This is a genomic window from Nocardioides sp. AN3, from assembly GCF_054653495.1.
The window spans coordinates 153,792-180,527 of the sequence record NZ_BAAIGC010000006.1 but is presented as its reverse complement, the minus strand read 5'-3'; the positions used below and the strand labels follow the sequence as shown (position 1 = coordinate 180,527).

General features: G+C 67.3%; 44 protein-coding genes. 17 read left to right on the top strand and 27 right to left on the bottom strand.

Going from position 1 to position 26,736, the window contains the following annotated elements; genetic code table 11:
- Positions 1-34: 34 nt before the first annotated feature.
- Positions 35-217, bottom strand: a complete 183-nt coding sequence (locus ACYQ1K_RS09655) for a hypothetical protein (protein WP_459982637.1) — start codon at positions 215-217, stop codon at positions 35-37.
- A 187-nt stretch (positions 218-404) separates the two neighbouring features.
- Here ACYQ1K_RS09655 and ACYQ1K_RS09650 point away from each other — a divergent pair, with 187 nt between their 5' ends.
- The 11 genes from ACYQ1K_RS09650 to ACYQ1K_RS09600 all read left to right on the top strand — a co-directional run bounded on the left by ACYQ1K_RS09650 (position 405) and on the right by ACYQ1K_RS09600 (position 3,319).
- Complete coding sequence (locus ACYQ1K_RS09650) at positions 405-704, top strand: helix-turn-helix domain-containing protein (RefSeq protein WP_459982636.1); 300 nt, start codon at positions 405-407, stop codon at positions 702-704.
- Positions 701-1,018, top strand: a complete 318-nt coding sequence (locus ACYQ1K_RS09645; RefSeq protein ID WP_459982635.1) for a hypothetical protein — start codon at positions 701-703, stop codon at positions 1,016-1,018. Before ACYQ1K_RS09650 ends, ACYQ1K_RS09645 begins: the two co-directional genes overlap by 4 nt.
- Positions 1,015-1,257, top strand: a complete 243-nt coding sequence (locus ACYQ1K_RS09640; RefSeq protein WP_459982633.1) for a hypothetical protein — start codon at positions 1,015-1,017, stop codon at positions 1,255-1,257. Before ACYQ1K_RS09645 ends, ACYQ1K_RS09640 begins: the two co-directional genes overlap by 4 nt.
- Entirely contained in the window at positions 1,254-1,637 is a 384-nt protein-coding gene (locus tag ACYQ1K_RS09635; RefSeq protein WP_459982632.1) for a hypothetical protein, read from the top strand. Before ACYQ1K_RS09640 ends, ACYQ1K_RS09635 begins: the two co-directional genes overlap by 4 nt.
- A 53-nt stretch (positions 1,638-1,690) precedes the next feature.
- A complete protein-coding gene (locus tag ACYQ1K_RS09630) occupies positions 1,691-1,942 on the top strand; it encodes a hypothetical protein (RefSeq protein WP_459982631.1) in 252 nt (83 codons plus the stop codon).
- A 90-nt stretch (positions 1,943-2,032) separates the two neighbouring features.
- Positions 2,033-2,278 (top strand): helix-turn-helix domain-containing protein, encoded by a 246-nt coding sequence (locus ACYQ1K_RS09625; RefSeq protein WP_459982630.1) that lies wholly within the window; start codon positions 2,033-2,035, stop codon positions 2,276-2,278.
- Positions 2,278-2,475: a helix-turn-helix domain-containing protein gene (locus tag ACYQ1K_RS09620; protein ID WP_459982629.1), complete on the top strand. Its 198-nt coding sequence runs from the start codon at positions 2,278-2,280 to the stop codon at positions 2,473-2,475. The genes ACYQ1K_RS09625 and ACYQ1K_RS09620 overlap by 1 nt, the downstream gene beginning before the upstream one ends.
- Before the next feature lie 40 nt (positions 2,476-2,515).
- Entirely contained in the window at positions 2,516-2,698 is a 183-nt protein-coding gene (locus ACYQ1K_RS09615) for a helix-turn-helix domain-containing protein (protein ID WP_459982628.1), read from the top strand.
- A gap of 9 nt (positions 2,699-2,707) precedes the next feature.
- The gene (locus ACYQ1K_RS09610) at positions 2,708-2,887 is read left to right on the top strand and encodes a helix-turn-helix domain-containing protein (protein WP_459982626.1); all 180 of its coding nucleotides are present in this window, start codon (positions 2,708-2,710) and stop codon (positions 2,885-2,887) included.
- A gap of 22 nt (positions 2,888-2,909) precedes the next feature.
- Positions 2,910-3,116, top strand: a complete 207-nt coding sequence (locus ACYQ1K_RS09605) for a hypothetical protein (RefSeq protein WP_459982625.1) — start codon at positions 2,910-2,912, stop codon at positions 3,114-3,116.
- Positions 3,113-3,319: a helix-turn-helix domain-containing protein gene (locus ACYQ1K_RS09600; RefSeq protein ID WP_459982624.1), complete on the top strand. Its 207-nt coding sequence runs from the start codon at positions 3,113-3,115 to the stop codon at positions 3,317-3,319. Before ACYQ1K_RS09605 ends, ACYQ1K_RS09600 begins: the two co-directional genes overlap by 4 nt.
- A gap of 47 nt (positions 3,320-3,366) precedes the next feature.
- Here ACYQ1K_RS09600 and ACYQ1K_RS09595 read toward each other — a convergent pair whose 3' ends face one another.
- Both ACYQ1K_RS09595 and ACYQ1K_RS09590 read right to left on the bottom strand, forming a co-directional pair.
- Positions 3,367-3,696, bottom strand: coding sequence for a hypothetical protein (locus ACYQ1K_RS09595; RefSeq protein ID WP_459982623.1), 330 nt, complete (start codon positions 3,694-3,696; stop codon positions 3,367-3,369).
- Between the two features lie 143 nt (positions 3,697-3,839).
- Positions 3,840-5,336, bottom strand: a complete 1,497-nt coding sequence (locus ACYQ1K_RS09590) for an ATP-dependent nuclease (RefSeq protein WP_459982622.1) — start codon at positions 5,334-5,336, stop codon at positions 3,840-3,842.
- 32 nt (positions 5,337-5,368) lie between these two features.
- Between ACYQ1K_RS09590 and ACYQ1K_RS09585 the strand changes: the two genes are divergently transcribed.
- The 3 genes from ACYQ1K_RS09585 to ACYQ1K_RS09575 all read left to right on the top strand — a co-directional run bounded on the left by ACYQ1K_RS09585 (position 5,369) and on the right by ACYQ1K_RS09575 (position 8,296).
- Positions 5,369-5,530: a hypothetical protein gene (locus ACYQ1K_RS09585; RefSeq protein WP_459982620.1), complete on the top strand. Its 162-nt coding sequence runs from the start codon at positions 5,369-5,371 to the stop codon at positions 5,528-5,530.
- An 84-nt stretch (positions 5,531-5,614) separates the two neighbouring features.
- Positions 5,615-5,875, top strand: coding sequence for a hypothetical protein (locus ACYQ1K_RS09580; RefSeq protein ID WP_459982619.1), 261 nt, complete (start codon positions 5,615-5,617; stop codon positions 5,873-5,875).
- A gap of 183 nt (positions 5,876-6,058) precedes the next feature.
- Positions 6,059-8,296, top strand: coding sequence for an acyltransferase family protein (locus tag ACYQ1K_RS09575; protein WP_459982618.1), 2,238 nt, complete (start codon positions 6,059-6,061; stop codon positions 8,294-8,296).
- On the opposite strand, the gene ACYQ1K_RS09570 is transcribed toward ACYQ1K_RS09575, so the two are convergent.
- A complete protein-coding gene (locus tag ACYQ1K_RS09570; RefSeq protein ID WP_459982616.1) occupies positions 8,293-10,731 on the bottom strand; it encodes a right-handed parallel beta-helix repeat-containing protein in 2,439 nt (812 codons plus the stop codon). The genes ACYQ1K_RS09575 and ACYQ1K_RS09570 overlap by 4 nt on opposite strands.
- 1 nt (position 10,732) lies before the next feature.
- Positions 10,733-10,969, bottom strand: coding sequence for a hypothetical protein (locus tag ACYQ1K_RS09565; protein ID WP_459982614.1), 237 nt, complete (start codon positions 10,967-10,969; stop codon positions 10,733-10,735).
- A 78-nt stretch (positions 10,970-11,047) separates the two neighbouring features.
- On the opposite strand from ACYQ1K_RS09565, the gene ACYQ1K_RS09560 reads away from it, so the two are divergent.
- The 3 genes from ACYQ1K_RS09560 to ACYQ1K_RS09550 are packed head-to-tail and all read left to right on the top strand — an operon-like array spanning position 11,048 to position 11,858.
- Positions 11,048-11,350: a hypothetical protein gene (locus ACYQ1K_RS09560; RefSeq protein WP_459982613.1), complete on the top strand. Its 303-nt coding sequence runs from the start codon at positions 11,048-11,050 to the stop codon at positions 11,348-11,350.
- Entirely contained in the window at positions 11,350-11,640 is a 291-nt protein-coding gene (locus ACYQ1K_RS09555; RefSeq protein ID WP_459982612.1) for a hypothetical protein, read from the top strand. The genes ACYQ1K_RS09560 and ACYQ1K_RS09555 overlap by 1 nt, the downstream gene beginning before the upstream one ends.
- 17 nt (positions 11,641-11,657) lie before the next feature.
- Positions 11,658-11,858 carry a hypothetical protein gene (locus tag ACYQ1K_RS09550; protein ID WP_459982611.1) on the top strand — a complete coding sequence of 67 codons (201 nt, stop codon included), beginning with the start codon at positions 11,658-11,660 and terminating at the stop codon, positions 11,856-11,858.
- Here the strand turns inward: ACYQ1K_RS09550 and ACYQ1K_RS09545 are convergent.
- From ACYQ1K_RS09545 to ACYQ1K_RS09440, 22 genes are all read right to left on the bottom strand, one after another.
- Positions 11,855-12,451 carry a hypothetical protein gene (locus tag ACYQ1K_RS09545; protein WP_459982610.1) on the bottom strand — a complete coding sequence of 199 codons (597 nt, stop codon included), beginning with the start codon at positions 12,449-12,451 and terminating at the stop codon, positions 11,855-11,857. The genes ACYQ1K_RS09550 and ACYQ1K_RS09545 overlap by 4 nt on opposite strands.
- Entirely contained in the window at positions 12,448-12,612 is a 165-nt protein-coding gene (locus ACYQ1K_RS09540) for a hypothetical protein (protein WP_459982609.1), read from the bottom strand. The genes ACYQ1K_RS09545 and ACYQ1K_RS09540 overlap by 4 nt, the downstream gene beginning before the upstream one ends.
- A complete protein-coding gene (locus tag ACYQ1K_RS09535; RefSeq protein WP_459982608.1) occupies positions 12,609-12,914 on the bottom strand; it encodes a hypothetical protein in 306 nt (101 codons plus the stop codon). Before ACYQ1K_RS09535 ends, ACYQ1K_RS09540 begins: the two co-directional genes overlap by 4 nt.
- Before the next feature lies 1 nt (position 12,915).
- Positions 12,916-13,476 carry a hypothetical protein gene (locus ACYQ1K_RS09530; protein ID WP_459982607.1) on the bottom strand — a complete coding sequence of 187 codons (561 nt, stop codon included), beginning with the start codon at positions 13,474-13,476 and terminating at the stop codon, positions 12,916-12,918.
- A 38-nt stretch (positions 13,477-13,514) separates the two neighbouring features.
- On the bottom strand, positions 13,515-13,775 hold the full coding sequence (locus ACYQ1K_RS09525; RefSeq protein ID WP_459982606.1) for a hypothetical protein: 261 nt from the start codon (positions 13,773-13,775) through the stop codon (positions 13,515-13,517).
- On the bottom strand, positions 13,768-13,983 hold the full coding sequence (locus tag ACYQ1K_RS09520) for a hypothetical protein (RefSeq protein ID WP_459982605.1): 216 nt from the start codon (positions 13,981-13,983) through the stop codon (positions 13,768-13,770). Before ACYQ1K_RS09520 ends, ACYQ1K_RS09525 begins: the two co-directional genes overlap by 8 nt.
- A gap of 14 nt (positions 13,984-13,997) precedes the next feature.
- On the bottom strand, positions 13,998-14,270 hold the full coding sequence (locus tag ACYQ1K_RS09515; RefSeq protein WP_459982604.1) for an H-type lectin domain-containing protein: 273 nt from the start codon (positions 14,268-14,270) through the stop codon (positions 13,998-14,000).
- Positions 14,267-15,307, bottom strand: coding sequence for a hypothetical protein (locus ACYQ1K_RS09510; RefSeq protein ID WP_459982603.1), 1,041 nt, complete (start codon positions 15,305-15,307; stop codon positions 14,267-14,269). The genes ACYQ1K_RS09515 and ACYQ1K_RS09510 overlap by 4 nt, the downstream gene beginning before the upstream one ends.
- Positions 15,304-17,187 carry a hypothetical protein gene (locus ACYQ1K_RS09505; RefSeq protein ID WP_459982602.1) on the bottom strand — a complete coding sequence of 628 codons (1,884 nt, stop codon included), beginning with the start codon at positions 17,185-17,187 and terminating at the stop codon, positions 15,304-15,306. Before ACYQ1K_RS09505 ends, ACYQ1K_RS09510 begins: the two co-directional genes overlap by 4 nt.
- A gap of 3 nt (positions 17,188-17,190) precedes the next feature.
- Entirely contained in the window at positions 17,191-20,316 is a 3,126-nt protein-coding gene (locus tag ACYQ1K_RS09500; protein WP_459982601.1) for a hypothetical protein, read from the bottom strand.
- On the bottom strand, positions 20,300-21,088 hold the full coding sequence (locus tag ACYQ1K_RS09495) for an HNH endonuclease (protein WP_459982600.1): 789 nt from the start codon (positions 21,086-21,088) through the stop codon (positions 20,300-20,302). Before ACYQ1K_RS09495 ends, ACYQ1K_RS09500 begins: the two co-directional genes overlap by 17 nt.
- A gap of 37 nt (positions 21,089-21,125) precedes the next feature.
- A complete protein-coding gene (locus ACYQ1K_RS09490; protein WP_459982599.1) occupies positions 21,126-21,593 on the bottom strand; it encodes a hypothetical protein in 468 nt (155 codons plus the stop codon).
- Positions 21,530-22,183, bottom strand: coding sequence for a hypothetical protein (locus tag ACYQ1K_RS09485; RefSeq protein ID WP_459982598.1), 654 nt, complete (start codon positions 22,181-22,183; stop codon positions 21,530-21,532). Before ACYQ1K_RS09485 ends, ACYQ1K_RS09490 begins: the two co-directional genes overlap by 64 nt.
- 88 nt (positions 22,184-22,271) lie before the next feature.
- The gene (locus tag ACYQ1K_RS09480) at positions 22,272-22,814 is read right to left on the bottom strand and encodes a phage tail tube protein (protein WP_459982597.1); all 543 of its coding nucleotides are present in this window, start codon (positions 22,812-22,814) and stop codon (positions 22,272-22,274) included.
- Between the two features lie 3 nt (positions 22,815-22,817).
- On the bottom strand, positions 22,818-22,973 hold the full coding sequence (locus ACYQ1K_RS09475) for a hypothetical protein (RefSeq protein ID WP_459982596.1): 156 nt from the start codon (positions 22,971-22,973) through the stop codon (positions 22,818-22,820).
- 8 nt (positions 22,974-22,981) lie between these two features.
- Positions 22,982-23,392 carry a hypothetical protein gene (locus ACYQ1K_RS09470; RefSeq protein ID WP_459982595.1) on the bottom strand — a complete coding sequence of 137 codons (411 nt, stop codon included), beginning with the start codon at positions 23,390-23,392 and terminating at the stop codon, positions 22,982-22,984.
- Complete coding sequence (locus ACYQ1K_RS09465) at positions 23,389-23,805, bottom strand: hypothetical protein (protein WP_459982594.1); 417 nt, start codon at positions 23,803-23,805, stop codon at positions 23,389-23,391. The genes ACYQ1K_RS09470 and ACYQ1K_RS09465 overlap by 4 nt, the downstream gene beginning before the upstream one ends.
- On the bottom strand, positions 23,805-24,218 hold the full coding sequence (locus ACYQ1K_RS09460; protein WP_459982593.1) for a DUF6093 family protein: 414 nt from the start codon (positions 24,216-24,218) through the stop codon (positions 23,805-23,807). Before ACYQ1K_RS09460 ends, ACYQ1K_RS09465 begins: the two co-directional genes overlap by 1 nt.
- On the bottom strand, positions 24,215-24,757 hold the full coding sequence (locus ACYQ1K_RS09455) for a hypothetical protein (RefSeq protein WP_459982592.1): 543 nt from the start codon (positions 24,755-24,757) through the stop codon (positions 24,215-24,217). The genes ACYQ1K_RS09460 and ACYQ1K_RS09455 overlap by 4 nt, the downstream gene beginning before the upstream one ends.
- An 18-nt stretch (positions 24,758-24,775) precedes the next feature.
- Positions 24,776-24,979 (bottom strand): hypothetical protein, encoded by a 204-nt coding sequence (locus ACYQ1K_RS09450; protein ID WP_459982591.1) that lies wholly within the window; start codon positions 24,977-24,979, stop codon positions 24,776-24,778.
- Between the two features lie 11 nt (positions 24,980-24,990).
- Positions 24,991-26,007, bottom strand: coding sequence for a major capsid protein (locus tag ACYQ1K_RS09445; protein ID WP_459982590.1), 1,017 nt, complete (start codon positions 26,005-26,007; stop codon positions 24,991-24,993).
- Between the two features lie 9 nt (positions 26,008-26,016).
- Positions 26,017-26,691 carry a hypothetical protein gene (locus tag ACYQ1K_RS09440; RefSeq protein WP_459982589.1) on the bottom strand — a complete coding sequence of 225 codons (675 nt, stop codon included), beginning with the start codon at positions 26,689-26,691 and terminating at the stop codon, positions 26,017-26,019.
- Positions 26,692-26,736: the final 45 nt, after the last annotated feature.

Sequence of the window (26,736 nt, the reverse complement as noted above, 5' to 3'; positions counted from 1 at the left end):
CGAAGGTCAGTCACTCACTCAGCGATCCGTTGGGTCAGGAGATTCGCCCTGTCTCCCGCGCCCATCGCTCGATGTCGGCAGACTCCCACACGTCGCCGCCGGCAAGGCGGGCCGTGGGTTCAGGAAATCCATCGAGGCGGGTTAACTGGTGTACGCGCTGCCGCGTCACGCCCAGGAGGTCGGCGATCTCGGCCGTCCCCATCAAATGGTGGCTCATGGGCGCCACCATACTTGACGATCGCCAAGAGCGCGATGCATAGTTGCCTCACATCACTTTGCGATCGCAAAGAGGAGCGGGTGGGTCGGGGAAGACGGATCCGCTCCTGACGATGAAGAGCGGCCCCGTCTGGTGCTCCAAACACCTGACAGGGCCTCGGATATCGCCTAATGAGGAGGCAACACCCGTGCACCAAGGATCCCCCGCCCTCGCTCCTGATACACCCAACGACGCGGCGCTGATCACGATCGCCGAAGCTGCCCGCCGGCTGTCGGTCTCGCCGTGGCAGGTCTCCGAGCTCTGTGATGCCGGAAAGATCCCGTCTGGCCACGTTGGCCGCCGGCGGCTCGTCCGCCCGGCGGACATCGACGAGTTCGCCAAGCGGCTCGTTGGCGCATCGCCGCGGGCGATCGGTCAGTCCGATCCGATGAACCCACGGGGTTCGTATCTGCGCGGGTGCTCCGACTTCCTGGCGGCGCAACGATGAGCGCCGCGACCGAGGGGCGCGCGCTTCGACTGGTTTGCCCGGACTGGTGCACTCTGCCAGAGCAGGCCCACCAGGTTGAGCACAACGAGCCTGGCGACATCGATCACGCGCTCGTGTACGTCTATGCCCAGCATGCGGGAGCCAAGATCGGACCGTTCGAGCCGGTGGCCGACCTTAGCCTCCTCGGTGGCCCTATCGAGCGGCCGGGCGTCATCATCTCCGAGCTTCAGACTGAGACCGAGGACCCCGCCTACCTGCGCCAACTCGCGGCCGATGCGCTGTCCGCGGCGAAGTGGCTGGAGGCGCAGCGATGAGCACGGCAGCGGCCTTCGATCTGACCGTTCGCGGTGCCGCAGCGTCGCTGGGCGTCAACATCGCGGGCCTCGCGATCCCGACGAAGATGCGAGATTTCGTCGACGCCTGCTTCGCGGCCGAAGTGATGCCGTCCACAGTGTTCGCGAAGGCCGAGCGCATGCGCGGCATGACCCCGGAGCCCAAGCCACTTGGTTCCTACCTCGGCGAGTGGTCCGAGTTCATCGAGGCGCAGCGATGAACTCGGCCGCGTGGAAGGCCGGCGGCGTCAGCCACTCGGACAGGCCCAGCGCGCCCACCTTGCCGGATCTCCTGGGTCGGGTCGCCAGAGATGTCCTCGGGCAACTCTCCGAGCTGCGCGAGGGCCAAGAGCGGGCGAGGCTCGAGCGATTCTTCGGCGAGCCAACCTCGCCTTTGATGTCGCTGTACGGCGAGGTCAGATTGGTGCGCTTCGAGGCCGGCCGTCGAATCCACCTTGTCGACTCGGCGATGATCCCGGCCGGCGCCAACGAGTTGGTCATCCTGGCGAGCTGCGGACGGAACCGGTTGGAGTCTCAGGCAACCGTGGTTGACGACGCCGGAGCGGAGATCTGCGAGCAGTGCACCAGGGCGCTCGCCTGAACGCCACGAACCGCCCCGGCATCACGCCGGGGCGGTTCTGGCATCATCGGCCAGTGGCCCTCAACCTCACCCGCGAAGCAGACCTGGCCGCCGAGCTCGGCTGGACAGCGGAGAAGATCGCCAACCGTCGCCGCCGGCACCGCTGGCCGCACGTCCGCCTCGGTCGCTTCGACGTCCGCTACACCGATGCCCAGATAGAGGAGATCGTCGCTCGGTACGTAGTCGCGCCGCCGAAGGCCGCCCCGACGTCCATGGTTGGCCTGGCAGACGGGCTCACAGCCCGTGGAAAGAGGCGGTACGCATGAACCCTCATTCCCCCGAAGCGCGCCCGACACCGAAAGTGTGGCGGGCGATTCTGCGCGTTCACGGGCATGGGCGCTGGCATGCTCGGCGGCATGAGCGCCCTGAAGACCACCGCCGACCTGGCCGAATACTTCAACGTCCCCGAGCGCCGCATCTACGAATGGCGGGTCGAACACGACTGGCCTTGCGTGAAGATCGGCCGGACGATCCGCTTCACCGATGAGCACGTCGCCGAGATCATGGCCCGGCACACCGTGACAGGCGAGGCCCGCGCGACCCAGCCTCAGCCGCTGTTCGTTCGCACAAAGCGCAGCGCTGCTCGGACCCGGCGATACTGATGAGCACGCTGCGTCGCCTCACCGTCCCGGAGGCTGCCGAGATCATGCGCGCGTCCGAGCGCTTCATCCTTGACGAGATCCGCCGCAAGAATCTGCGGGCATCCAAGATGGGCAAGCGCTGGACGATCTCCGAGGCAGAAGTTCAGCGCTATGTGGACGCGAAAGCGAACGTCTCCCTCGTGCGGGGCCGGTCGTGAGTCCCGCCGGCGCACGACGAGGGAATCCGAGAGTCTGGGCGTGACGACCTACTACACGCTCGCGGAAGCGTCCGACCGCATGAAGGTGTCCCCGGAGACCCTGAAGCGGGCCATCTATGCCGGCCGGCTCCGGGGGAAGAAGACCGGCGATAACGGCGGCGGGAACTATCTCTTCAGCGACAGCGCGCTCGACGCGTGGTTCGACGGACTGATGGACGCCTGAGCAGTCGTGATGACGTACTACACGTTGGCCGAGGCAGCCGAGCGCATGGACGTCTCCCCGGATCATCTGAAGGCCGCGGTCTACTTCGGCCACCTCCGCGGGAAGAGGACCGGGCCGAACGGCGGTGGACGGTACCTGTTCCGCGGCGCCGACCTCGACGCATGGCGTGACCGGCACATGGCGCCATGAGCGGCTTCTACTCTCGCTCGGCATGGAGTACCTAACCCCCAATCAGGCCGCTGAAGCCTATCCGAACCTCGGCAATGCTGAGTGGTTCCGCCGCCAGATGATCGGCGGGAAGTTGTGGGGCACGAAGGTAGGTGGCCGCTGGTTCACCACGCTCGACGACATCGAGGACATGGTGGAGCGAGGACAGAACTTCAAGCGGAAGCGCCGCAACCGGGTGATCCAGCCATGAACCGTCGCCTCACCGTGCGCGAGGTAGCCGAGATCCTCAGCACCTCGGAGCAGTTCGTCTACGACGAGATCTGGCGTAAGAATCTCCGCGCGTCGAAGACCGGCCGCTGGACGATCGATGAAGCCGACCTTGACCGCTATATCGAGGCGAAGGTGAACGCCCCCGCCTTCAAGCCTGTCAGGCGCCCTTGGCCCTGGAGCTGAACCGGCAGGATCAGTCGCTCATCGTCGGAGTGTATGCCGGTCCGGGGTCAGTGAGGGTTGCCGACCCCGCCGAGTCCGCTTGACAGGGCGAGGCGCGCGAGCGTCTCCTGGGCGCACTGTTCGGCGAGGTCCGGATCGGCGCCGGCCGCGAGGAGCAGCCGAGCTGCTTCCGGGTGGGACCATGCGATCGTGGGTTGGTGGCGTGCGGCGCCGAGCAGGATCCCGGCGGCGTGGCTGAGGAGGTCGACGCGGAGCCGGGGTCCGACGCCGCGCCGGTGCTGGGTGGCGATCTCGACGAGCTCGGCGACGGCTGCGGCCTCGTCGAAGGGCCGCCGCGAGTTCAGGGAGTCGTGCGCGTGCCGGGTGGCGGTGGCCATGGAGTCGGGCGACGGTGATGCCGTCGGGGTCAGGGCCGTGGCGGGACATGGGCAAGGCGCTACGGCGGACCGCCGACATCGGACCGGCCCAGAATCCAGGCAAGAGGGCCAGGCTGGGTCAATCGCGCGGCGTCCTGCCCGGATCAGTCTGCCCGGCTGCCAGTCGGAAGCAGATGGCGAAATTGGTCGACGAGAACCTTGACTTCATCCGGGAACTCCTGCGCCCAGATCGCCAAGAACGCTCCCGCCACGATCGCTCCGGCAGTGAAGTCGAGGTCCTCTCCGATCTGCTCGAAGATCACATGGCGGTCGCGGTTGGTCAGTGCCCGCTCCCTGACGACCTCGATGACTCGGCCCTGAGCGCTTACTGGGAGTTGCATACCAACCGCCAACCTTGCAGCAACACGGTCAATTCGGTCATGCACCGACTGGAAGATGTGACCTTCCGGGCTCGCTGACCCGGGCAGGACGAACACGTTCCGGGCCGGATCGACGTGCGCGGCTTGATCGCCATCGAGCAGCGCGATCGACGGAAACCGGGAGGTCGGGTCGACGTTGTGCTGCTCGTTGACCTTCCTAGCGGGTGACTCGCCGCCCATTGCGTGGACCTTGATCGCATCCATTTCGACTCCGCCGGCGTACCGGAGCGCCGTGGCCACGAGTCGTTCGCCAAATGAGTCCTCAACGAAGATCGCGAGCTCAGCGTCGATCTGGCCGGTGATCGTGCGTAGAGCCTTGATGTCCAACTTCCCTTGAAGTACCTCGCCGTTGTAGGCGGCCCAGATCGCCTTCGATGGCAGCGGCGCTAGGGCATCGTTGCTATGAGTGGTGAAGATGACTTGGCAGGACTTCCGATCTGCAACGTCGATCAGGTACTCCACGATTCGGCGAGTGGCGATAGGATGGAGCCCGTTCTCGATCTCTTCGATGAGGATGAGGGCGTTATCCGGCGCATCCTCGATGGCGCTGACAATCCGGATCACGGACGCTTCCCCGGCGCCGAAGTGGAACTCCGAGTAGTCCTCTCCCCCGGGGGTTCGGGCTGCAAACAGGGTAGCTCTGCCGTTGTCGTCGATCGACAGTCGGTTGCACCCGTTGATGGCCTTGCCGAGGATCTTGGCGACGTGTTCGATGACCTCGTCATCGAGGGCCACCTCGCTCTTGGCGACGAAGCGATTGCCCACGGCCCGCGAAAGCTCGCGTCTCTCAGTGGCGGGTACCGTTCGGGAGACCCCGAATAGAAGGACTGGTCGGTCGACAGCGGTTCGGTTCCACTTGAGCTTCAGAAAACTGGCAGTTCGTGAAACCGGGATTCGCGGGTTGAGTTTCTTCTCAATGAGTTCGTACTCGATCACCCAGCTCTGCATGCTGGAGTCATACTTCCCGCTCTTGGCGAAGAAGGTCCCGGGCGCGATGTCCTTGTAGACGAGAGCGGCGGCACCCAGGATCGTCGTCTTCCCTCCTCCGTTGGGCCCGACCAGGGCCGTCACGGGGAAGTCGAAGGTCACTGCTCGGTCCCGGAAGCTTCGGATCTTCTTGAGCGTGACTCGGCGGAGGTACGACCCGTAGCTGTCGCGGGCCACCTTCTCCTCCAGCCCTCGGATGTCACTGGCACGGATCTCACTCCTGAACTCAGTCACGCCTGCCTCAATGTCTACTGGATAGGTAGTTTATGCCCGCGCAGCGGGCGGTGCTGCGCGAGCATAAGCCGCGCCGCTACCTCAGCGCCCCCGTTCCGACAAAGATGCAGGCCTGCTCGCGGCTTGCGCAGGCGGACCGAAATGGCGCAGCACGCGCCGACGTGATCCTCTGGGGCATGATGCAGCGCGCCTGACCCAACACCAAAGCGCCCCGCCACCCTCTGCGATGGAAGGTGACGGGGCGCTGTTCAGTCGAACATGTGTTCTAGACTCGGTGGGTGGACGGATCGGGCACCTGGCGGGCGACGACACCGCGCGCCGTCTGGGTGATGACCCGTGGCCGCGGCCTCACTCCGCTGCCCGCGTGGCCCGGCATCCTGCTGGGCTGGAAGCATGCCGACCCGGACCCGCCGCGCCCGGCCGCGTGGATGGGGCTGGTCGCGTTCTCGCGAGAGTCCGGGGCGATGATCGAGATGAAGTGGATACCCGCGGCCGAGATACAGCCGATCGCCGAGGCACCGCCCATCCTCGGCGGGTGACCGGGCGAGCGGTCGGCGCTGAATGCCGGTTGGGCGGGTGTCGGACACGATGTGACATTCGTCCCGCTTGCCGCGTTCGGCGGACGGAGGGCGCTGCCCTTCACTACGCTGCCGCGCGACATTGAAGACCCCGGCGCCTGCTGGACACAGACCCGGGGCGTGGCCGACTGCGAAGGAGTCGACGTGAGCAACTCTATGCGCTCTGGATACCCGGATCGATCGGTTCGATCAAGGCAGGGACGAAGTACGAGCAGCCGTTGGGACATCCAGGGTCTGCGCGCGTTCGCCGTCCTCGCGGTGATCCTCGACCACTTGACCGGGTGGCCCGGTGGCGGCTTCGTCGGAGTCGACGTGTTCTTCGTGATCTCCGGCTTCCTCATCACAGGCCTGCTGCTCCGCGAGCACGACAAGACCGGCCACATCTCCTTCACCGGCTTCTACCGCCGTCGGATCCGCCGCATCATCCCCGCCGCATCGCTGGTGCTCCTCGTCACCGGGGCGGCGTCGTACTACGCGTTCAACGCGGTCAGGTTCAAGCAGACGCTGATCGATGAGGTGTGCGCGCTCTTCTTCGGAGCGAACTGGCGCTTTGAGAGTCTGGCGACCAACTACTTCGACGCCAACCGGCCGGTCTCCCCGGTGCAGCACTTCTGGTCGCTGTCGGTTGAGGAGCAGTTCTACTTCGTGTGGCCGTGGCTGATGCTTGCGATCTTCGCGTTCATGTTGCGCAGCAACCGGTCCAGCCGGCACGCGACCCTGGTCGTCGGCGCCGCCATCGGCGTCATCACGGCCGGGTCGCTGGCGTGGGCATTCGCCCAGTCCTCGAGCAGCCCGAACACCGCCTACTTCTCTTCGTTCACCCGCGTCTGGGAGCTCGGCGTCGGCGCGGTGCTGGCCGTGCTCGTGCCCGTTCTCACGAAGATCCCCGACGCGATCCGGCCAGTCCTGGCCTGGGTCGGGTTGGCTGCGATGGTTGCCTCTCTGTGGGTCATCAACGAGTCCACGACGTTCCCGGCTCCTGGAGCGCTCCTGCCGGTCGCTGGCGCCGGGCTCGTGCTAGCGTCCGGCACCTACGCCGACCACCGCCGTCAGCAGCCGTACTTCTGGCCGCTCACCAACCCGGTATCAGGGTACGTCGGCGACATCTCATACTCGCTGTACCTGTGGCACTTCCCGATCATCATCATCACCCTCGCCGTCACCGACGACACCACGCTGACGCGGTGGCTGATCGCGGCCGGGATCGCGGCCTGCTCGATCTACGCCTACCACCTGGTCGAGAATCCGATCAGGAGGTCCGAATGGCTTGAGCCTCGCAGCAGCCGTAGAAGAAGTCGTGGTCACAGCAGACGGCTGACCATCCCCGAGCCGCCCCGGTGGTGGCAGATCACATTCCTGAGCGGGTTGATCCTGATGCTCGTGGTCATGTGCGCCGTCGCCCTGCGGCCAGTAACTCCCTCCGCGGCCCCACCGATCCTGACCGCGACAAGCCCATTAGCCGGAGCGCCCAGTTCCCCTGCTTCGCCTGCCATTGGCGACGTGACGTCTGCCGAAGCCCCGCTCCAGGCGAGTCTCACCAATGAGATCATCAGCTCGGTCCAGGCCGCTTCCTGGCCGGCGAAGATGAACCCGACGATGGACGAGATCGTCGGCGCGCATCAGGCGCCAGCCGATGTCAGCCGATGCGGCATGGAGGGCAAGTTCGTCGATGTGAAGACCTGCACCTGGGGTAACCCGGCCCCGCAGGCTCGCACCGCCGCGATTATCGGTGACTCCATGTCGATGACCTACGTCAACCCGCTGCGGATCGTCCTGTCGAAGCAAGGGCAGCCGTGGCGCATAACGACCCTAGGCACATTTGGGTGTCCGTTCCGCGATGTTCCTGCCAGGGCCACCGCGCCTGACTGCGCCGGCCGCAAGCGGGACGCCGTGAACAAGATCAACCAGATCAAGCCCGACATCCTGTTTGTGGTCGACTCATACTGGCCCCAGGCATTCAAGAAGGGTGGACAGCCGCCGCTGCCGAGCGACTGGACAGCGCACCTGTCCGACGCCCTCTCGCAGGTGAGCAGGTCGGTCGGCAAGATCGTCCTCATCGCGCCCCCGCCCGGAGAGGTCAGTCCTGAAGAGTGCTACACCCGAGGCGCGAAGCCAGCCGACTGCCTCGGCAAGGTCCCCGAGAACTGGACGCACATGAGGGACGCTGAAACGCAGCTCGCTGCGCAGATCGGCGGGCAGTGGGTGGACTCCTCGTCATGGTTCTGCGCAGACGGATATTGCCCAATCTTCGTCGGCACAACGCCGGTCCGATCTGATCTAAACCACATGTCGATCCAGTACGCGGAACGGATCGCCCCAGTGATCGGTGAGGCCTTCAGCAGCCAAGGGGTACTGAAGGCCTCACCCGCCGCCGCGAGCTAGGCAATGAGCAGGTTTCCCCGAGCGATTGCCCAGACCGAGAATGACCCAGACGTGGATCCGACCGGCGTAATCTTCACCTGATCCGAGGAGATAGTGAAGGTAAAGGACGGGTCCGCTGCGTTCGCGCCTGCGGTCAGGCCGGTTGAGGCGAGAACCGAGATTGCTGTTGTAGCTGAGCCATCGTTCACCTTTGACACCAGGAGCACGTAGTAGGCCTCACGGGTACCCGATGAGTCGGAACGCCTGATGTTGATTTCGATCGTCCCGGAGTAAGACGAGATGCCGCCGTTGTAGTCGTAGAGTTCGACCGCCTTCTGCGGCGTCGAGCCCGACGTGGTGACCGCACGAAAGGCAGCCGACTCCTGAGCCCACCGAGCGAGAGAACGGCGCGCCACGGTGCCGTTTCGGTTGGCGAACTTGTCATTGAAACCGTTGATCGGGTTCGGCTGGTCTCCGAGGTTCACCGTGCCGGCGACGCCATCCGGGGAGTAGTAGCGGTAGTGGGTGAACGAAGACAGAGCAGGCTGCCCGTAGGTGACGCCGATGTACTGGGAGACGGACGGGTCGTACTCGCACACGTTCGGCCCGATGCGAACCTGCGCAAAGGCGACATTGAGGCTCATCGCGTGCCGGGTGTAGCGCGAGAAAACGTTGCCGGCCACGGTCCAGTAGGAGGCTACGTTCCCGCTGAGCGAGATCGCGTCAGAGGGCTGGAGTTGCCCAGGCCAGGCGACGTTATTGCCGACGATGACGGCGTGCTGGGCGTTGTCGAGGCGGATGCCCTCCCAGCCGGCTTCGAAGAGATCGTTACCGGTGATCTTCACCCAGTCACAGAGACCCGCGATGTAGATGTTCTGGCGCTTGTTGACGACCTCGCCGCTAGTGGTGTTGTACGACAGGAAGAACATCCGGTTGTTGCTGATGTCAACGCCGTCGATCGCCTCGATGTGGACGTGGCGGATGTAGGCGCGGTTGATGATGTTGCCGATGAAGTGAGAGTCGGCGGTGACGTCCCAGCCTGCCCCGGCGTCCTTGTCCACGTACCAGGCGTAGTTGACCTCCTCGAACGTGTTGTGCTCGATGTCGATCATGGAGTTGTCGTGCTGGGCGAGCCCCACCGTGGGCTCTACGTAGACGGCCTTGTCGGCGCCCCGGATGGTGCACTGGGTGATCCGTAGACGACGGACGGCCTTGATCCTGATCGGGCAGTAGCCAGCGGTGCGGGTGCCAGTGAAGGTGATCCCGGTGACCGTGGAGTTGTACTCCTGGCGCACGCCGCTTCCGAACGTCACCTGTGCGCCGTTGAGAGTCCCTGGGCCAGCCAGGTTGACGTTCGGCGGGAAGGTGACGTTGCCGACGTTGAAGGTGCCAGCCGGCACAAACACCGTGCCGCCTGTGGCGGCGAGGGAGTCGATCGCGGCCTGGAAGAGCGGGGTGTTCGTCGTCGAGTCGTTGGTCGTCTTGACCCCGAAAAGGGTGACCAGGGTGAAAGCGCCGTAGGCGGCGTCTAGGGCAGTCTTCGTGCGGTGGTCGCCGGTCGGCACCCACGACGAGGCAGACTCGGCCGTGAAGCTGACGGTCTGGTACTGGCTGGTCAGCGTCAGCGTCCCGGCCGCCCCCCGGATGGTGCCGGAAACGGTGACCGCGTTCCGCGATGAGTCACGCTTCTCGATCGTCAGGACGTCGCCCACGCTCGCGCCGGTCGGCAGGGTGATCGTTCGAGCCGCTCCGCTGGCGTCCACGGGGAGGTACTTGTTCGGTGTCGCCGTGACGTCGCCGGAGGCGGTGGCGAGCACAGCGCCCCGTGCCGCATACGCCGCGTTAAGCGCCGCCTTCGTGAGGGTCCCGTTCGCGACCTTGTCGGCGAAGTTGGCGTCCGTGTTGGCGCTCGCCGCTGCGGCGGAGGCAGCAGCGGCGTCGGCAGCGTCTTGGGCGTCCCCGGCCGCAGCCTGGGCCGCGGCGATCTGGGCCGACCAGATGTCGACCACGCTGATCGTCGCCCCGGTCGTGGAGCCGGCCTCGAGGAGCGTGTCCACGTCGATCGTGTCGGGGTCGGACTCGGAGAGGACGAAGGTGATCGACAGTAACTGGATCGTCTTGGCGCCCAGGCGTCCTGAGACCATGAGCGTGTAGGTGAACACGTGCCCCGTCGACCCGAGGTCAGGGACAGCGCCGTCGAGCCGCCAGCCGGTCGAGTTCGTCGCGGGGACGTTGTCGAACTGGATCTGCTCCCCGGCGTTCACGTTCTTGACGGTCGGCGAGGAGTGCCACTGGTTGCCGGTGCCCGCCCACGTGAGACGCCGCGCCTGGCCGTTGTTCCGCTTCGGTAGGTTCGCCGTCAGGGTGGCGGTCAGGGCGATCGGTGCGCCCTCGTTCTCGATGGCCCGGCCGGTGCCGGCGGTGACGGACTTGCCGACCATTCCGCTATCAAGCACGTCAGGCACCCTCTCCGTCAGCGGGGGCCGCGTCGCCCTTGAGCCACGCCGGGATGAGTCCGGCGTCCTCGAGTCGGTTGATGATCGTCGCGACGGCGGCGACCCATCCGGCGAAGATGCCGACCTGGACCTCGACGGGCGTGCCCTTGAGCACGGTGACGAGGACGGGCGCGATGGTGATGAGTGCGACGAGCACCTGGTAGGCGGTGCGGATGGCGCGCTTGGTGGACTCGGACACGGGGTCTCCTTCGTTTCGTGGCGAGATTCGCTAGAGAAAGTGCTTGCGTAACGTGGCGCTGACCGCTACGTTATTGACATGAGCAACGCAGCCGCCTTCCTTGCCAGCCGCCGCAGCAAGAGCGCCCTCGAGGCCCGCATGATCGACATGACCGAGGCCAAGTCCTCCGCCGTCCTGCTCGCCGCCCACGCGGAGTTGACCTCCCGGGCCACGCTCGACGCAGCCGAGCGGCTGACGCTGGCGACCATCGCCGACGTACTGACCGCCCGCCATGACCTCGACGACGCGATCGACGCCTTCTTCGATGCCGACGACAACTTCGAGGCCACCTACCACGAGGCCCTGCTGTACGCGATGGCCGTCAAGGGGGTGGAGATCTGATGGCCGGGGACCGGCTTCATCCGGCCGTCATCAAGTTGCGGCAACTCCGCGCCGAGCACGAGGGGATGCTTCATCGGGCCACCGAGAAGGACGCGGAAGACGCCAAGACGCTCGCGGCGTGGTGCTCACGGTCGGGCGAGGTCTACAACCTCGGGGCATGGCAGGCCGCACTACTGCTCCGCCCCAAGTCCTTTCGTGAGGCCGTGGCGCGCAATCTAGAGGCGATGAACCTGGAGCCCGACCACCCCGCCACTGCGCAATGGGGTGTGGGACTGGAGCCGGAGCGATGACCGCTACGATTCCCGCCATGGGTCGACCGCGCGGCAGGCTGACGATGGCGACGCTGCGTGACCTCGACAGGACGCGGAAGAGGCTGGACGAGGCCGAGCGCGTCTACCGCCTGCGCGTTCTGGAAGCACTCAACGAGGGCTCCTTCGACGAGGTCAGTAAGGCGACCGGGTTGAGTACCAACACGCTGCAGCGATGGAAGCGTGAGGCGGCAGGTTAGACCCTGCCGCCCCTGTTGAGAGTGATGTAGGGGGCGTTGAGCCTCCGGAGCCGGGCCGAGCCGCGGGGGAGGATCATGGTCGGCCAGCCCGCGGCGTGTGCTGCGGCGCAGACCTTGAGGGCGTAGGCGAGCCCACCCGAGAGGTTCGTCAACACCTTCATCTCGACGTGCTGCGCCCAGTCGTCCCCGAACACGCGCTGTGCGTCGGCGGCCATGTCGAGCCAGGTCGAGGGGCGTGTGAAGCGGCGGTCATCCTTCGCCTCCACCTCGATCCGCACCCCGCGCTGCTTGGCTGCCTTGAAGATCAGCACCATGGGCGGCACCCGGTAGCCGTCCGGCGAGCGCAGCCGGGCGAGCTCGACGTCCGTCAGGTCACGGACCTTGCGCTTGTCGCGCTTCGGGAGGAAGCCCTGTTGCGCGAGGCCGTAGGGTGCGCCGTGCTGGGCGTGCGGGGTGCCGTCCGCCGACAGGAGGCAGTTGACGTCGATCACCCGGAAGCCGTGGTCCGCAGCCCAGTTGACGCCGCGGACGCTGTCGGTCTTGCGCGGGGGCACGCGGTGGGCGAGTCGGACGCGGGGCGCGCGGCGGGTCATTCGCCTGCCTCCCGTCCGTCAAGACTGTGGTGAATGACGAGCCAGCCGTTGCTGCCGTCCTCGCGCATGACGGCTTCGGTAGTCGGACCGCAGATGCACTCGGCGCTGTCCGTGTCGTGCTCAATGAGATCGGCGACCGGGTACGTGTGCACAGTGGTCACGAGTCGCTCACTGCGTCGTAGGTCGCCGCGAAGATGTCCGGCTTGCAGGGGTAGAACTCGCCCTGCACGCCCCGGATGATCCAGTCGTCCGGCTTGGCGAACATCGAGCCTTCGAGGGTCTGGATGTAGATGCCCTCGCCCTCGGACGCGTGCTTGGTTGTCACGAGCCAGTAGCCGCGGGCGTCGCAGTCGGCCTCAATGGGCGCGGGCAGCCCGGCCCACCCGTCGCGCTTGAATGCGGCGATGACGTCGGAGCACAGCCACGCCTCGATCTGGACAGGCTTCTTGCGGAAGGCGCCCATGTCAGCGCTCCGGGGCGTTGTCGAGCGCGTCGGCGATCCGGCCCGCACGCTTGGCGTTGCCCTTCCGCTTGGCCGCGGCGAGAGCGGCACGGAGCAGCGCGCGGGCGCGGGATACGCGGGTCGGCGGGAGCGGGGCGGCCTTCGCGGGCGGGGCGGGGAGTGCCGGGGCCTGTCCGTCGATGGTGCGCGTCCAACCGGCGTAGCGCAGATTCCGCCAGCCGCCGAGCAGCGCGCCGACCGTCGTCTCGTACCAGAGCGACGGGTGATCGGGGCCGCCCGGCGTCAGGATGCGGCCCTTGCCGTCGATGTTGACCCACACGTGGCCGGCGCCCGAGCCCCCGCCCGTCGCGTAGCCGAACGAGAGCGCGGGGGCGTCCTCCGGTCGTCCTCCCGCGTGCTTGTCGGGAGCGTGCTGCCATGACGCCGCAGCGGTCGCGGTGCCGTTGCTCGGCACGCCGAACGCCTCGCGGGTCCGGAGTTTGCAGTTACCGACGCCGATGTCGACGCGACGGGCAGCGAGGTCGCGGATGTGGGCGATGCCGTCGACGAATGAGCGGGTCATGCCGATCTCCTCTGTTGAGTTGGTGGTGGCGCGCTCGGTCAGCGCGAATAGATGGCCGCGGCCAGCACGAGCAGCACGCCAGCTACGCCAGCGAGCGCCGAAACAGCGGGCCATGGAGAGCGCGGGCGGTTCTCGCGGATCGCATCCACGAGCCGCTTCTCCATCTTCGGAATCTCGGCCAGCAGCGCCTTCGTCTCGGCCTGCTCGATCTCAAGCGCCCGGATCCGGTCGTCGTGCTTGAACCCCGCGGCGATGTCTTGCCGCAGCAGAGAGAGGCTGTCGATCGTCGCATCAGGCACTGGCAGGCTCCTCGCTTGGGTCTTCGATGTCCGAGATGGGCTCGTTGCAGGCGCCGCACATGACGGCGTCCACCGTGCGGATCTCCCCGGTGTCTTGGTCCGGGTAGGTCAGGTCGTACTCGATGGGCTGCCCAAGGGAGGGACACGGCCCGACCTCTTTGGTGATCGGGTCGACTCGCGCCTCGTTATGGCAGGTCACTGTGTGCATGTCGTCCCTTCTCGTCAGGCGGGGACAGCGGTCCAGTCGAACGTCGTTCCCGGCATGCTGCCCGGCGACCAGTTCGAGAACGTCGCAGAGAAGCCGGTCGCACTGACGCTGGTGTTGCTGGCGTTGAGCCGCGAATTCCGTGGCGTCGGGGTGACCGACGGTGGCGATGCATAGGCCTGCGGGAACGTGACCGCGATCGTGACAGAAGAGCCGCTCGCGATCGTCGGAATCGAGACACCCAAGCCTGTCTGGATACCGGCCGCGGGGCGCAGGTTCGCGCGCTTCATGCCGCCACCGTCCCGCCGGCAGCCTCGACGATCGCCGAGAAGTCACGCTCGACGGCCCCGATCGGGGTGAGGGTGATCTCGCGGTCATCGACGTTCCAGACCGCCTGCCCGAGCACCACGTCAGTCGTGAGCTTCAGCGGACCGGGACGCGGGTCACGATGCCCGAGAAGCCGGATCATCAGGCCACGCGCAGCCATCGACCACACCCTCTCCAGTGACGGACGCAGGCCACCCGGCGTGACCAACTGCTCGGCAGCGACGGTCAGCGAGTTCGACCAGCCACCCGAGGAGGCTTGCGTGAGGATCGAGTTCAGGATGCTCGTCGCCTGCCCGCTGGTGATCGGACCCCGTGTCGTCAGGTCGACCACCCGTTGACGACGACCGGAGCCGACCGTCACCGTGGCTAGGACCCCGCCCGAGGTCGTCTGGTAGCGGCCAATGATCTTGCCCGCCTGCCGCTCCGTCGCCCACGACAGTTGACCGGCGCCCGGCAGGACGTAGATCTCAGGGGCGGTCGGGTCGACGCCGGCACGCACCGCAGACGAGGCATCGACATACCAGCGCTTGCCGTTGTCGTCGGCCCACAGGTCGAGCATCGCGGCGATGTAGTTGACGTCTGCCGTCACGTCGGCCGCGGCCATCGCCACGTTGGACAGTGATGCCGGCCGGGTCACGGGCCAGTCGCCTGCGCTGATCGCGGTGTCGATCATCGTGTCCGGGATCGTGGTCGTCACGCCGCCAGACGTGAACGCTGCGATCGTCTCCGCGTCGCGACACAGCCCGGCAACGGTGACCGCGCCCTCGTCCCAGTTGACCTCGCTGATCCGGCCGGGGAACACGACCCGGCCGCCGACCATCAGGTCACACAGCGCATCCTTGACCACGCACGACGGCTTCTGACCCGGCCGGAGCAGCATCTTGAAGTCGAGCTGGTAGGCGCCGAGCGGCCACCGTCCGTCTGGCTCGATGCCGCCGACCGGGACCAGCGTCGAGAGCCACACGCCGCCCGGGCCGCCGATGCGGACCTGCGGCGTCACGACGGCCTCGGCGCGACGTCGTGACCGTTGCGCGGGAAGTAGCGACCCGAGACCCGCGACGTCGAGCACCCGGGCGTCACGGTCGAGATTTGCAGCAGCCCCGGCTCGGCCATGTGCTGGTCAAACGCCTGGATCCGTGCGCCCGCAGCCATCATCGCCCCCGTCCCGTCCGTGGTGGCGACCCCGACCCACGCGGACGGCGCCGGGGCGTCGACCGTGGCCGCGTCGAGCCGGACCGCCGAGATCCCGGAGTCGTTGGTGTCGAGGAGCGTCACCTGGCCGGACTCGCGGTGAGCCAGCCAGATCTCATCGAGGTCGACCGCGGCGTCCGCTGCGATCTTCACGCTGATCGTCGCGTCGGGGTCCTCGATGTCTGCCGGCGGCAGCATCAACACACCGAGCGGGACGATCCGGTAGCCCGTCACCACTGCCACCTGCGCCGTGTACCAACCCGCGACTGGATCGGAGGCGTCGAGCGAGCCCGCGCCGTCGAGGGTGGCAGCGTAGGACAGAGTCCGGGTCGCGGCGGTGCCCTTCACGTTCACGAACACGTCGAACTCGCCCGGCAGCAGCGCCCCGACCGGGAACGTGAACACCGTCGGGGAAGCCGTCGTACTCAGCGTGTTCTTGGCGCCGGTTGTCGCGGCGGCGTCCGTAGTCCCCGTGAGGCCAGACGCAGCCCGGCAGCCGAGGAACTTCGCGCGCCCGTCCGTGCCCGCCGAAGCGGTGTGGACGAGCGTCTGCGGACCCAGTGCAACGGGGGTGTCGGTGTCGTCGAGGCCCAGCACCGCCAGTGAGACCTCGGTCCGCTGCGACCCGAAGATCTGGACCTGTCGGGACTGGACCTTGCCCGTGAAGACGCCATCGCCGCCAGCGGTCTGATCGATCGAGTCGATGGCGACCCACAGGGTCGACCGACCCGTCTGGAAGAACGTCGGCGTGTCCAGGCGGATCGTGAGCGAGGCAATGTCCGCGTCCTGCTGCACCAGTGCCGTGAAGACGCCGGTCGTCTGGTCGTGCGCGAGGTTGACGAGGGTGACAGCCGACCCGCCTGCGGGACTCGTGGCGCTGACCGTGATGGTTCCCGCGAAGCCGAAGTGGCCCGTGGCGTCGTTGCGGTAGCGAACCTTGCCCTCGATCCGCAGAAACGGCCGCGTCGTGTCGGCCACGATTGCCAGAGACCGAGTCGCGAAACTGAACGGGATCACGGGCGGGCCGTTGCGCACGCAGGCGGCATAGACGGTGCCCGCCAGGAACGGGTCAAACCCGCCCAGCCCGACCGTGTTGACCGTCCCCGTGTTGCCGCCACCAGACCAGCCGGTCGTCGAACTACCCGAGTCGATCGTCACATCGGCCGGGGGCGTGCTGCCAGGTGCCGGCGGGGCCTCGAACACGATCTCGTCAGTCGGACGCACGAACGGCCGAGCGTGCACGGTGACCTTGACGACCCGCATGCCGTCGAAGATCTCGACCTCGTCGTCGAACTCCTTCGACACCGTCGCTGACGTCATCTCCATCACCGACGTCTCCGCACCAGCCAGCGGGTCGACCCACGTCAGCGGCGCCCAACCCTTGAACCTCAGGGCGAGCTCGAGCGCCTGCTGCCCGAGAGCGATCGCTGCGCCCGGTTCATCCGGCCAGCCCTCCGCGGTGAACCCGATATAGAAGGTCGCCTCGCGGTTGCCGTAACGGTCGATGTTCTCCAGGTCGCCGTCGGCGAGTTGTGAGGCGATCGCCGTGATGACGACCTCGGGGTCACCGAAGTCGGTCCCGTCCGCCGAGGAGAAGGCGTAGGCACGCCACCCCTCGTCCGGATTGGGCTCGTTCATCATCGCGTCGAACCCGTTCAGGTTCAGCCCTGGGTCCTGTAGAACGACCACCAGTCACCGCCTCTTCTTCGCCGCCGAACCTGCGGCACTGTGGACTCCCTTGGCGGTCGCCGCAGCCGCCTGCTGACGGCTCTTGTGCGCCGCCGCTGCGCGCTTCTTCTGCTCTCGCTTGTCGCGGTTGAGCGCAGCGGTGATGACCTTCACGTCGCCACGGAGCTTTGAGATCTCGGACGTAATCCCGGTCGCATCGACTGCGCCGTTCGCCGCTGCGGCAACCGAGCGTGCTCGCTGGCCGTAGAGGCGCTGGTAGTTCCTCAGTTCCGTGTTCGATGCAGAGGCGAACGACCGCAGACCAGCGAGACCGCCCTTGGCGACGACCTCCTCTAGCGCGTCGCTCGTCAGGCCGCGACGACGGAGCAGCGCCTCTAGCCTGGTCTGCTCGTCAGCGTTGCGGATGTCCTGCGTCAGCGTCGCGTTGGCCGCACCGATCGATCCCGCGGCGTACTTCGACGAGAACACCGACCCGCCGTTGTTGGCGAACAGGTCACTGGTCAGGTTGCCCGTCACCGTGCTCACCAGCGACTCGCGCGCCGAGGTCTCCTTGTCGAGCGCCTTCTTCGCGTCGTCGAGCGCGATCGCGAACAGCCGGAGCCGTCGCTTGAGGCCGTCATCCTTGTCGATGTCGACACCGAGCGACGCGGCAGCCGAGCGAGCGCGAGCGCCGACGAGACCACCGTCTGCATACCCCGGCAGGTCCGCCATCCCCGGCAGATAGCCGTACCGTTGGCGGAGGAACGCCGCGTCCGAGCGGACGACCTCCTGTGGCAGTACGACCTCGCCGCGGTGGACCTCGCCGGCGGGCTCGTACTTGCCGCCCCGGCCGGTGTAGCCGCCGCCCCAGAACGGCGTAGACGGGTCGCCGTCGCGACCGCCGTTGCGCACGAGGTTCCCCTTGGCGTCATGCGTGTCCGCCCGCAGGTTGCCTGCGTTCACCATGTTCACGAAGGCGTTGATCCGGACCGTCTTGTCCCTGATCGCGGCGATCTCGTCCTTGATCGCCTGGATCCGGTCCTGCGCCGCCTTGGTGTCGGCGTCGACGTGGATCAGCTTCTTATCGGGGATCTCGAGGAGGCGTCTCGCGAGCCGCTTTGCCGCAGCTTCGGGGACGCCCATTGCCTCGGCGACCTGGATGAACTTCTTCCTCGCGGCGTCGTACTTCTTCTCGTTGTTCCGCACCGCGTCCGACTGGCTGTTCCACGCCGCCGCCAGTTGCGACAGCGCGGCCCGGTTCTCGCGGCCCGCCGCGGTGTTCGCGTCGATCCCGCGCTTGCCCTTCGCCGCCGCATCCTGGGCAGCCTTCAGCGCCGCCCCGTAGTTGGTGACAGCGTCGAACGAACTGAGAGCAGCGGACTTCTGCTGCTGCATGGCCGACGACAACTCGTTGATGTGCGACACGAAGGCGGGGACCTGCTTCGAGGCGCCATCTGTCGAGTTGCCCCAAACGTCCGTCGCGCTGGCAGCGTCGTTCACGGCAGCGACGTACTTCGGGAAGTGCCTGTACGCCTCCTGCACCGACATGTTCGCCGCGTCGGCGTACTTCTTCAGTTGCTTCGCCGCGTCGGCCGCCCGGCCGTCGCTGACCATCTGCGCGAGCCCAGTGTCCGCCTTCTCGGCCGGCCCCTTGTCGCCGTTGTGACTCGGGTGGAAGCCAGGGATCGGATGCGTGTACCACCCGCGGTCGCCGTTTCGGAGCGACTCTCCGACGGCGTAAGTATCGCCGCCGACCTTGTCGAAGCCTGCCTGGACCACGTGCCCGCCCGCGTATGTCGCGACGGCGGCGATGCCGGCCTTCGTGCCTACGGCGAGGCCGGCGCCTCCAAGCGTCGAGCCGAGACGCTGCCGTGCGGCAGCCATGCGCGCCGCCTCACGCTCGGTGGTCGCGCCTGCGGTCATCCAGGTCGCCGCCATGATGCCGAGTTCGCCCGTTATCCCCGACACGGCGGTGCGCGTCGCCGCGAGCCCGGTTGCCACCTTCGGGAGCCCGGCGCCACCGAAAAGGGCCGCCGCACGGTTGAAGGCAAGCAGGCCAGCAGCAGCGCCATACAGCGCCGGCCCGATCGGCGAACCGGCGATCGCGGCGAACACCTTCGCGACGTCGGTCAGGATCGGCAGGACGGCCGCGCCCCACGGCGCCGCGGCCTGCGCCAGTGCGACCAGCGCCTCGGCGATGGCCTTGAAGAATTGGGCAACCTGTGGCCCGTTCTCGCGGATGTAGTCGAGGAACGACTGGAAGCCCGCGTTGCTGTCGAGGTTCGCCGCCCACTCGCGGAACGAACGAGACATGTCGAGCATGCCGGACGTGAAGTCACGAGACAGCGGCTGGAAGGCAACCAGGATCGAGCCCAGGCCGGCGATCACGTTCCCTGTCGCACGCGCGAAAGCGTCCAGCGTCGGGGCCGCGTCAGTGCGGACGAACTCGATGAACTTCGCCCAGTCGCCGTCGTTCTTCAGGGCCGAACCCGCGTCGGTCGCGAGGCGACCCAGCTCCTTGGCGATGCTGGAGACGATGGAGTTGACCTCGGGCGCGAGGGTCGCGACCTGCTCCAGACCCTCGGTGAAGCCCGGGAACATGCCGGCCTGGGCCGTGTGCTGCAAGCGGCTGAGGACCGGCTCCAGGGAGTCGAGCTCGCGGACGAAGCTTTGTGCCGCGGGCGACATCTGCCCGAGCGTGTCGTGCAGCTTCCGCAGGTTCGCCTCGGTCGGCTCCAACTGGTAGGCGTCGAGCGCCTTGAGCGCGTCGCCGACGCCATGGAAGGCGAGCAGAGCGACGCCCGCGGCACCGGCCGCCGCTCCGAGCCCGCTGGCGAGAGCCGTGATCCCCGGAACGGCGACCGCGCCGATCGGCAGGAGTGCGGGCCCGAGGGTGATGCCGGCCGTCACCAGCGCGTTGAGGCGACCCGTGAACTGGTTCAGGTCACTGGAGCCCTTGCGGAACTTTGCGCCCGTCTTCTCGGCCTCGTCGCCGACCGTCTTGGTCGAGCGGCCCGCGCGGACGCTGGTCCCGTCGAGGTTCTTCAGTTCGCGGTTGAGCAGCGCCGTCTCGGCCGCCGCACGCGCCATACCGCTTGTAAAATCTCGGTCCTGCAGGGATAGCTCGACGCTCTCACGACGCACGCCCAAGCGACTCACCCCCTCGGTCAGCGTTGGTCGGGCGAGCGCCCTTCGAGATGTTGCAGAAGAGGTGAGCCCACTGGAGGTTGTCCTGCGTATGGGTGCCCCCGCGCGCGAGCGGGATGATGTGGTCTAGCGACTTGCTCAGCGGGTCCGGGAAGCGTGCCGTCTCGTCAATCTCCCCGCCGCATAGGCCACAGGACCCATCCCAGAGCGCTTTGAGGTCGACCGGCCCAACCGCGGTCTCAGCGATGCGTGCACGCCGCGCGTTCGCGCGTTCGGCGAACACCTCGGGGTTAGCCGCCCGGCGAGCGCGCCAATATGCGCGGAGCGCATCCCGGTTGGCGGCGCGCCACTCTCGCGCGTCGGCAGCGAACTTCTCGCGGTTCTCGGCATACCGAGCCCGCTCCATGGCCCGAATATGATCGCGGTTGCGTTCGCGCCACGTCCTAGCCAGTTCGGCGTCTCGCTCCGGGTTCCGTGCCCGCCAATCTCTGACTCGGGCGGCGTGCCGGCCCGACTCGATCTCGGCACGGCGCTTCTTCGCATACTTCTCCGGGTTGGCTGCGTAACGCTTCCGCTCCGCCTCTCGGACACGGTCCTTGTTTGCTGCGTTCCAAGCCCTGTTCTGCGCCAGCTTCTTCTCTCGATTGGCGGCATAGGCGGCTCGGCTCGCCGCGTTGCGACAATCCCTGCAGACAGTTCCGGCAGTCGGGAAGCTGGCGAGTTCCTTGGTCTCGCCGCATTTCGAGCATGTCTTCGACTCGCGGCGCACGCCCACGCGTTCCCTCCGATCGGGTAGGACGCGGGGTGTCGCGTCAGGTCTTCAGTTGGGCGATCTCGAACGGGTCGAGCAGTCGCAGCGAGGTAGTCCGCCCGTCACTGGCCCGCTTGTTGCTCACCGGGGCGTCCTTCTCGGCTTCGCTCTCCAGTCGGTTTCGCTCGCGGAGAGCGGCCTCCATGTCCGCGCACACGGGGCAGGTGCGGTCATCGAGTCGCCAGTGCGGGTCGGTCTGCGCGATCGAGTCGTGCAGCCCGCAACCGTCATGCACGTCGGCGTCATATTCAGCGAGCGCGAGATGCCGCGTCCGGGTCAGGTCGTCCCACTCGGCCTCGCGGGTGACGATGGTGACGCCCGTCAGCACGGGCTCGCCGTCGACGATGTCGTAGTGCTCGTGACGTTCCTGCGGCTCCCAGCCGAGGATGCGCCTCCCGCTGACACCTACTCGCTCGGCGAGTCGGAGGATGTCTCTCTCTCGAGGTAGGCCGACAAGGCGCTCCGCCATTTTGGGAGGTCATCACCGGTCTCGTACATGCCGACGACGATCTGTGCGATGGCCTTCTTGTCGGGCCGGAGCAGTTCGAGCGCGTCGTACCCGCCAGCGGGCAGCGGCTCGCCGTTCCATGCCACGACGTAGGTCCCGAGGTCGGCGAGCAGGTCGTCGAGGTTGCAGGCGAGGCCGGTCAGCGTGGCATCGTCGCGGAAGCCAGGGTGGTCCTCGTCGCGGGCAGGGTGGGCGATGCGCCACTGCTCCCACTCGCCATCGGTCTTCGTGGCCCGGATGGTGAGTTCGCCCTCGTACTCGCGCATGAGGTCAGCAAGCTCGGCAAGGCGAGCCCGAACGTCGGTCAGCCGCTCCCGGATCTTCCGAAGTTCCTCGGAACCCTTCGACCCGGCCTTCTGTGGACGCTGCGCCTCGGCCGCGAGTTCCTTGGCCTCGGCGATGACGAGGTTGTCCTGCTCGGCCGAGAGTTGCTGGGCCTCGACGACGTACTTCTGACCCTCGCCGACGGATGCGAGGTAGACGCGCTCGGGACGGACCGGCTCAGCGCGCTGGGCGCGCTCGGCGATCAGGTCTGCGATGGACTTGCTCATGATGTCTCCTGTGCCGACTGCCGATGTTTGCGACCCCTGCCCGGACATCGGCAAGCCGGGCAGGGGCCGTTCAGGGGGACGGTGCGGATCAGGTGAACTTGTGGTCCACCGCGATCGGCTCACCGCCGGCAACGACGAGCGCCGTCGTGAAGGCGAACTCGTCGAACTCGCCATCACCGGTCTCGCCCTTGCGGCGCGCCCCGATGTCCATCAGGAAGATGTCGGCCATGTCGTTCGCGACGAGCGCGGTCGTGGCCTCAGCGTCCTTGTCGTCGAGCACGAGGATGATCCGCTGCTCGCCCGGCACGAACGACTCATAGACCTCGTTGCCGGCCGCGCCCGTGGTGGCGAGCGCCTGCGGCAGGTACGAGGCCTGCGCGTCGATCGACGGGTACGTGATCCGGCCAAGCTTCGTCGGCGAGAACTTCGAACCCATCTTCTTCGGGCCCTCGCCCGTGTTCTGGGTGGGCACCGGGCGCAGGCTGCCGTAGAAGTGCAGCGACGCGAACAGGCCAGCGTTGGCCTCGGTCAGCGTCGGGATGCCGGAACCGGCGGCGACGTCGGCAGGGTCGAGGATGACGACAGTGCGCTGTCCGATGCTCGACGCAACGGGCGGATTGGTGAGTGGCATAACTCAGAACTCCTCATCAGAAGGCTGGTGGGTGTCGGACTGCTCGGCCGACTGCTCGGCCTCCTCCGCGGGCTCAACCGCGGGAGTCTCAATCGGGGGCGCCTCGTCTCGGCCCTTGTGCAGGTCGGCGAGCGCGCGCCTGAGGTGTCCGTTCGACATGGCTCCTCCTAGGTTGCAAACGTGTAGGTGACGGATCCGGAGAACCGGCCCTTGTCGGGCCCGACCGGCTGAGTCGTCTCATGAGTGAGCGGAGTCGACTCGACGCCGCCGATGCTCAGCCGCTTGCCATGGCCGATCGTCGACTCGAAAGCGACGCGGACCCAATAGCCGACGAGCCGCGCATTCGCGGTCGTCTTGTCGACGTAGCGGACCGTCGCTCGCCAGCCGGCACGGTCGGCGCCGTTCGCCTTGCTCGACGGGACCGGGCGGCGCTCGACGGAGAGGATCGCGTAGAAGTCGGGCAGACTGCCCGGGACGCCGGCCTCGCCAGGGACGGTGCCGTAGTCGAAGACCAAGCCCGACAACTCGCCGGCCTCCAGCAACGCCGCTAGCGCGTCCCAGATGTCCTGCTCGCTCACCTGCGTGCCCCCGGCCAGAAGAGGCCATCGAGCATCGCTTCGGCGTCACGCTGGAACCGCGGCCGGATCAAGTCCAGCGAGTTCGCGAGGTCGTGGTGCGGCTTCTGGTTCCGCGACCCTTCCTCGAACGACATGCCGCCCTGAGGGAGCGAGGAGTCTGGGCCATACTCGACCTTCATCGACCCGCCACCGAAGCCGGAGAAGCGGGACACCGAGCGGTCCCACGTGATCGCCTTCGGGTAATGCTTGCCGTGACGACCGGCCGTCCGCGTCGCGATCCGCCGCGCGGTCTGGCCGCCGTCCCTGGCGATCTCACGCAGGACCCGGCTGCCCTCCTTGACGAAGAGGACCGGGATCTCGCGCAGATCGGACTCAAGCGCCGGGAGACCGTGGTTGCGTACCTGGACTCGCATCACCACTCCTCGGGGCGCTCAGTCGCGACAGCAGGGACGCGCCGCGCGGTCGCTTGGTCCTGCCAGTCGGCCTCGATGATCTGGAAGACAGCGCCAGCGAGCTCGCCTGCGGTGATCTCGACGAGGTCGCCGTCGCGGAGGTCCGTGGTCGCAGCGGGGAAGTGCAGGACGCGGGACGACTCGGAGATCTCAGCGCCGCCCACATTCAGGTTCTTGTGCCGCGCTGGCGTCCTCGCTGCGGTCCCGGCGACGCGCGTCGGAAGGTCGGTATGGACGTCGCCCCACGCGGGCACCTTGCGGCCGTTGGTGGCCGTGGTCGTGGCGCCAGTCTTGCGACGGACGGTGGCGCGGGAGAGCATCCGAGCCTCGGCTTGCTTGCGGAGCCGGGGGAGCGCCGCGAGGGCGGCCCTCACAGGCCACCGCCGAAGCGGGCTCGCAGCCAGCGCCGTGTCGACTGCTGGATCTCGACGGGTGACACTAGAGCGGCCGCCTCGTCGGTGTAGGTCTCTGAGGCGTCGTCGATGCTGACCGACTTGACGCCGGCCAGCGACCCGCCGCCAGCCTCGAGGTGGTCGATGTAGGCGACCGCGAGTTGGGCGCACAGGTGCACGATGTCCTCGGGGACCGAGTGGCCGTGCGTGTAGGTCACGACGACCGGCACGGGCCGGTGACCCCAGCCGCAGTCGCGCCAGAGGCCCTCGGCCATGACGATGTAGTCAGTGACCGCCTGGCCGTCCATGACGACAGACGAGACGTCGCGGACGATCCCGGGCAGCCGCAGAAGCTGACCGTGGACCGCCGAGACGGTCACGGTGCTCTCGCCGGGGCTGATCGGCGCGCCAGCAGCGTCCCGGATCGCCGACGACGCCACCTGCAGGGCAGCGAGGGCAAGATCGTTGGACGCATAGGCCGCGGGGAGGTCCGCCGCGGTCGCGAGTGGACTCAGATCCACGACGGACCTCCCTTCGGGTCAGGACTTCTTGGCAGCGGCAGGGTCGGCCGGAGCCGGAGCCGGAGCCGGAGCCGGAGCCGGGGCCTCGTCCTCGACCGTGTAGCCGTGGCGCTTGAAGTAGGCGAGCATGTTGACGTCGTCGGTCTCGCCGATTCCGTCCACGAACGCCACGCTGCCGCGCTTGCCGGTGAACTCCGCCACCGGAGCGGTGATCTTCGCCATCTGTGCCTCTCTCACTGAACCTTGACGTTGCGCAGCACCGCGGCGGCGGTGGTGCGCTTGAGGACCGGGGCGACGACCGACTCGATCTCGCCCGTCTTGACCGCGCCGGCCAGCGAGAAGTCCGGCAGCCAGGTCTTCATCAGCGGGCCGACCTTGGAAACGCCGTGGAAGGCGTCGAGGCCGAACTTCACCGCGTAGAGGTCGGTGAGGCCGGTGATGTTGCCGCCAGCGCCCGCGCCGTCAGGGTCGCGGGTCTCGACCGGAACCACGTAGGTCTCGGTCGTGCTGGCCTCGGCGACCGTGGTCCCGGCGTCGACCAGCACGGAGGTGCCGACCATCTCGACGGGGTTGCCGAACGCGTCCTCGGAGCGCGTGTAGTAGCCCGCGCGACGGGCGATCGACCGGACACGGGTGATCGACTTCGTGTTGCCGATGATCGCGTCCGCGCCGCCGACGATGAGGGCGAGGAACTCGTCCAGCAGGTCGATGGCGTCGTTGGCCTTGTTCTGGTCGCTGACCGTGGTGTTGGTCCAGTTGACGTAGCCAGTCGTGCCCGAGTTCGGGATCATCTCGGTGCTGGTGCCGACGAGCATCGCGTCGAGGCCGTCGAAGCCGTTGGCGTTGACCGCGGTGTCACCGTTGACCAGCTGGTTGACGAAGCCGTTGATCGACCCGTCGATGAGCTGGTTCATCTGGAAGTTGACCTCGTTGGTCTGCGCCGAGCCGAGGTCGGCGATGACGCGGTCAACCTGGAACGAGCCACCGAGCGGAACGAGGTCGACGCTCGCCTTGGTGCGGGTCGCCTTGTTGGGCGTGTACTCGCTGTTGATGGCACGGAACGCGACCTGTCGCGCGTTGACCAGCCGCGTGTAGCTGTAGGTCAGCGTCGCGCCGCCCGTGCCGGGGCTCACGCAGTCGTCGAACGTGAGCTGGTCCAGCAGCCACGACTTGCGGCGGTACTGGTCGATGACGTTGAAGTCAACGTCGTCCTGGACGTTCTGCTGAGCGTCCGCGAGGGTGATGGCCATGAGAGCCTCCTAGCTCTTGGTGTAGTGGCGGGAGATGGCGTCTCCCAGAGACTTGGCGCGGGTCTTGGTGTCCTTGCGAGCACCGCCGTCCGCTCCGCCCTGGAACCGGCCGCCTTGCGCGAGCAGGTGGGGCTTCTTCTCACCGAGATCCTTGAGGGCGTCGGTGATGGCCTCGACGTCGATCTTGTTGTTCTCGTCGAGGAAGTCGTTGATGTCGTGCGATCGGAGGAGAACCGCGACGGCGTCCTCCGGGTCAGCGAAGGCGCGTGCCTTGGCCTCGATCTTGTCTTCGATACGGCCATGAAGCGCTTCGCGCTCAGCCTCGGCGCGAGCCTCGGCGCGGATCTTGTCGGGGTCAGGTGCGTCGCCCTTGTCGTCGTCACCCTTGCCGCCGCCGGCCGGCTTCTTGCCGGTCAGCGATGCGATGGTTGCGGCGTCCTTCTTGGTCTTCCGCTCGAGCGACTTGTTGATCCGCTGCTGGGCCTCGAACTTCGCCTTCCAGTCGGCGTCGTCCCCGTCATCGGCGCCGGAGTCGTCCTGGTCGTCGTCGGCGTCGCCCGTGTCGTCTTGGTCGTCGGCGTCATCCTCGGGGCCCATGAAGAATCCGCCGAACGCGGCACGGTTTCGGGCGAATGTCTCCTCGAGCCACGAGGCGTCGGCGGGAGACAGGGTGGTGCGCTTCATGTTCTCTCCTTGCGAGAGTTCGGCCGACGCCTCGCGCGCCGGGAC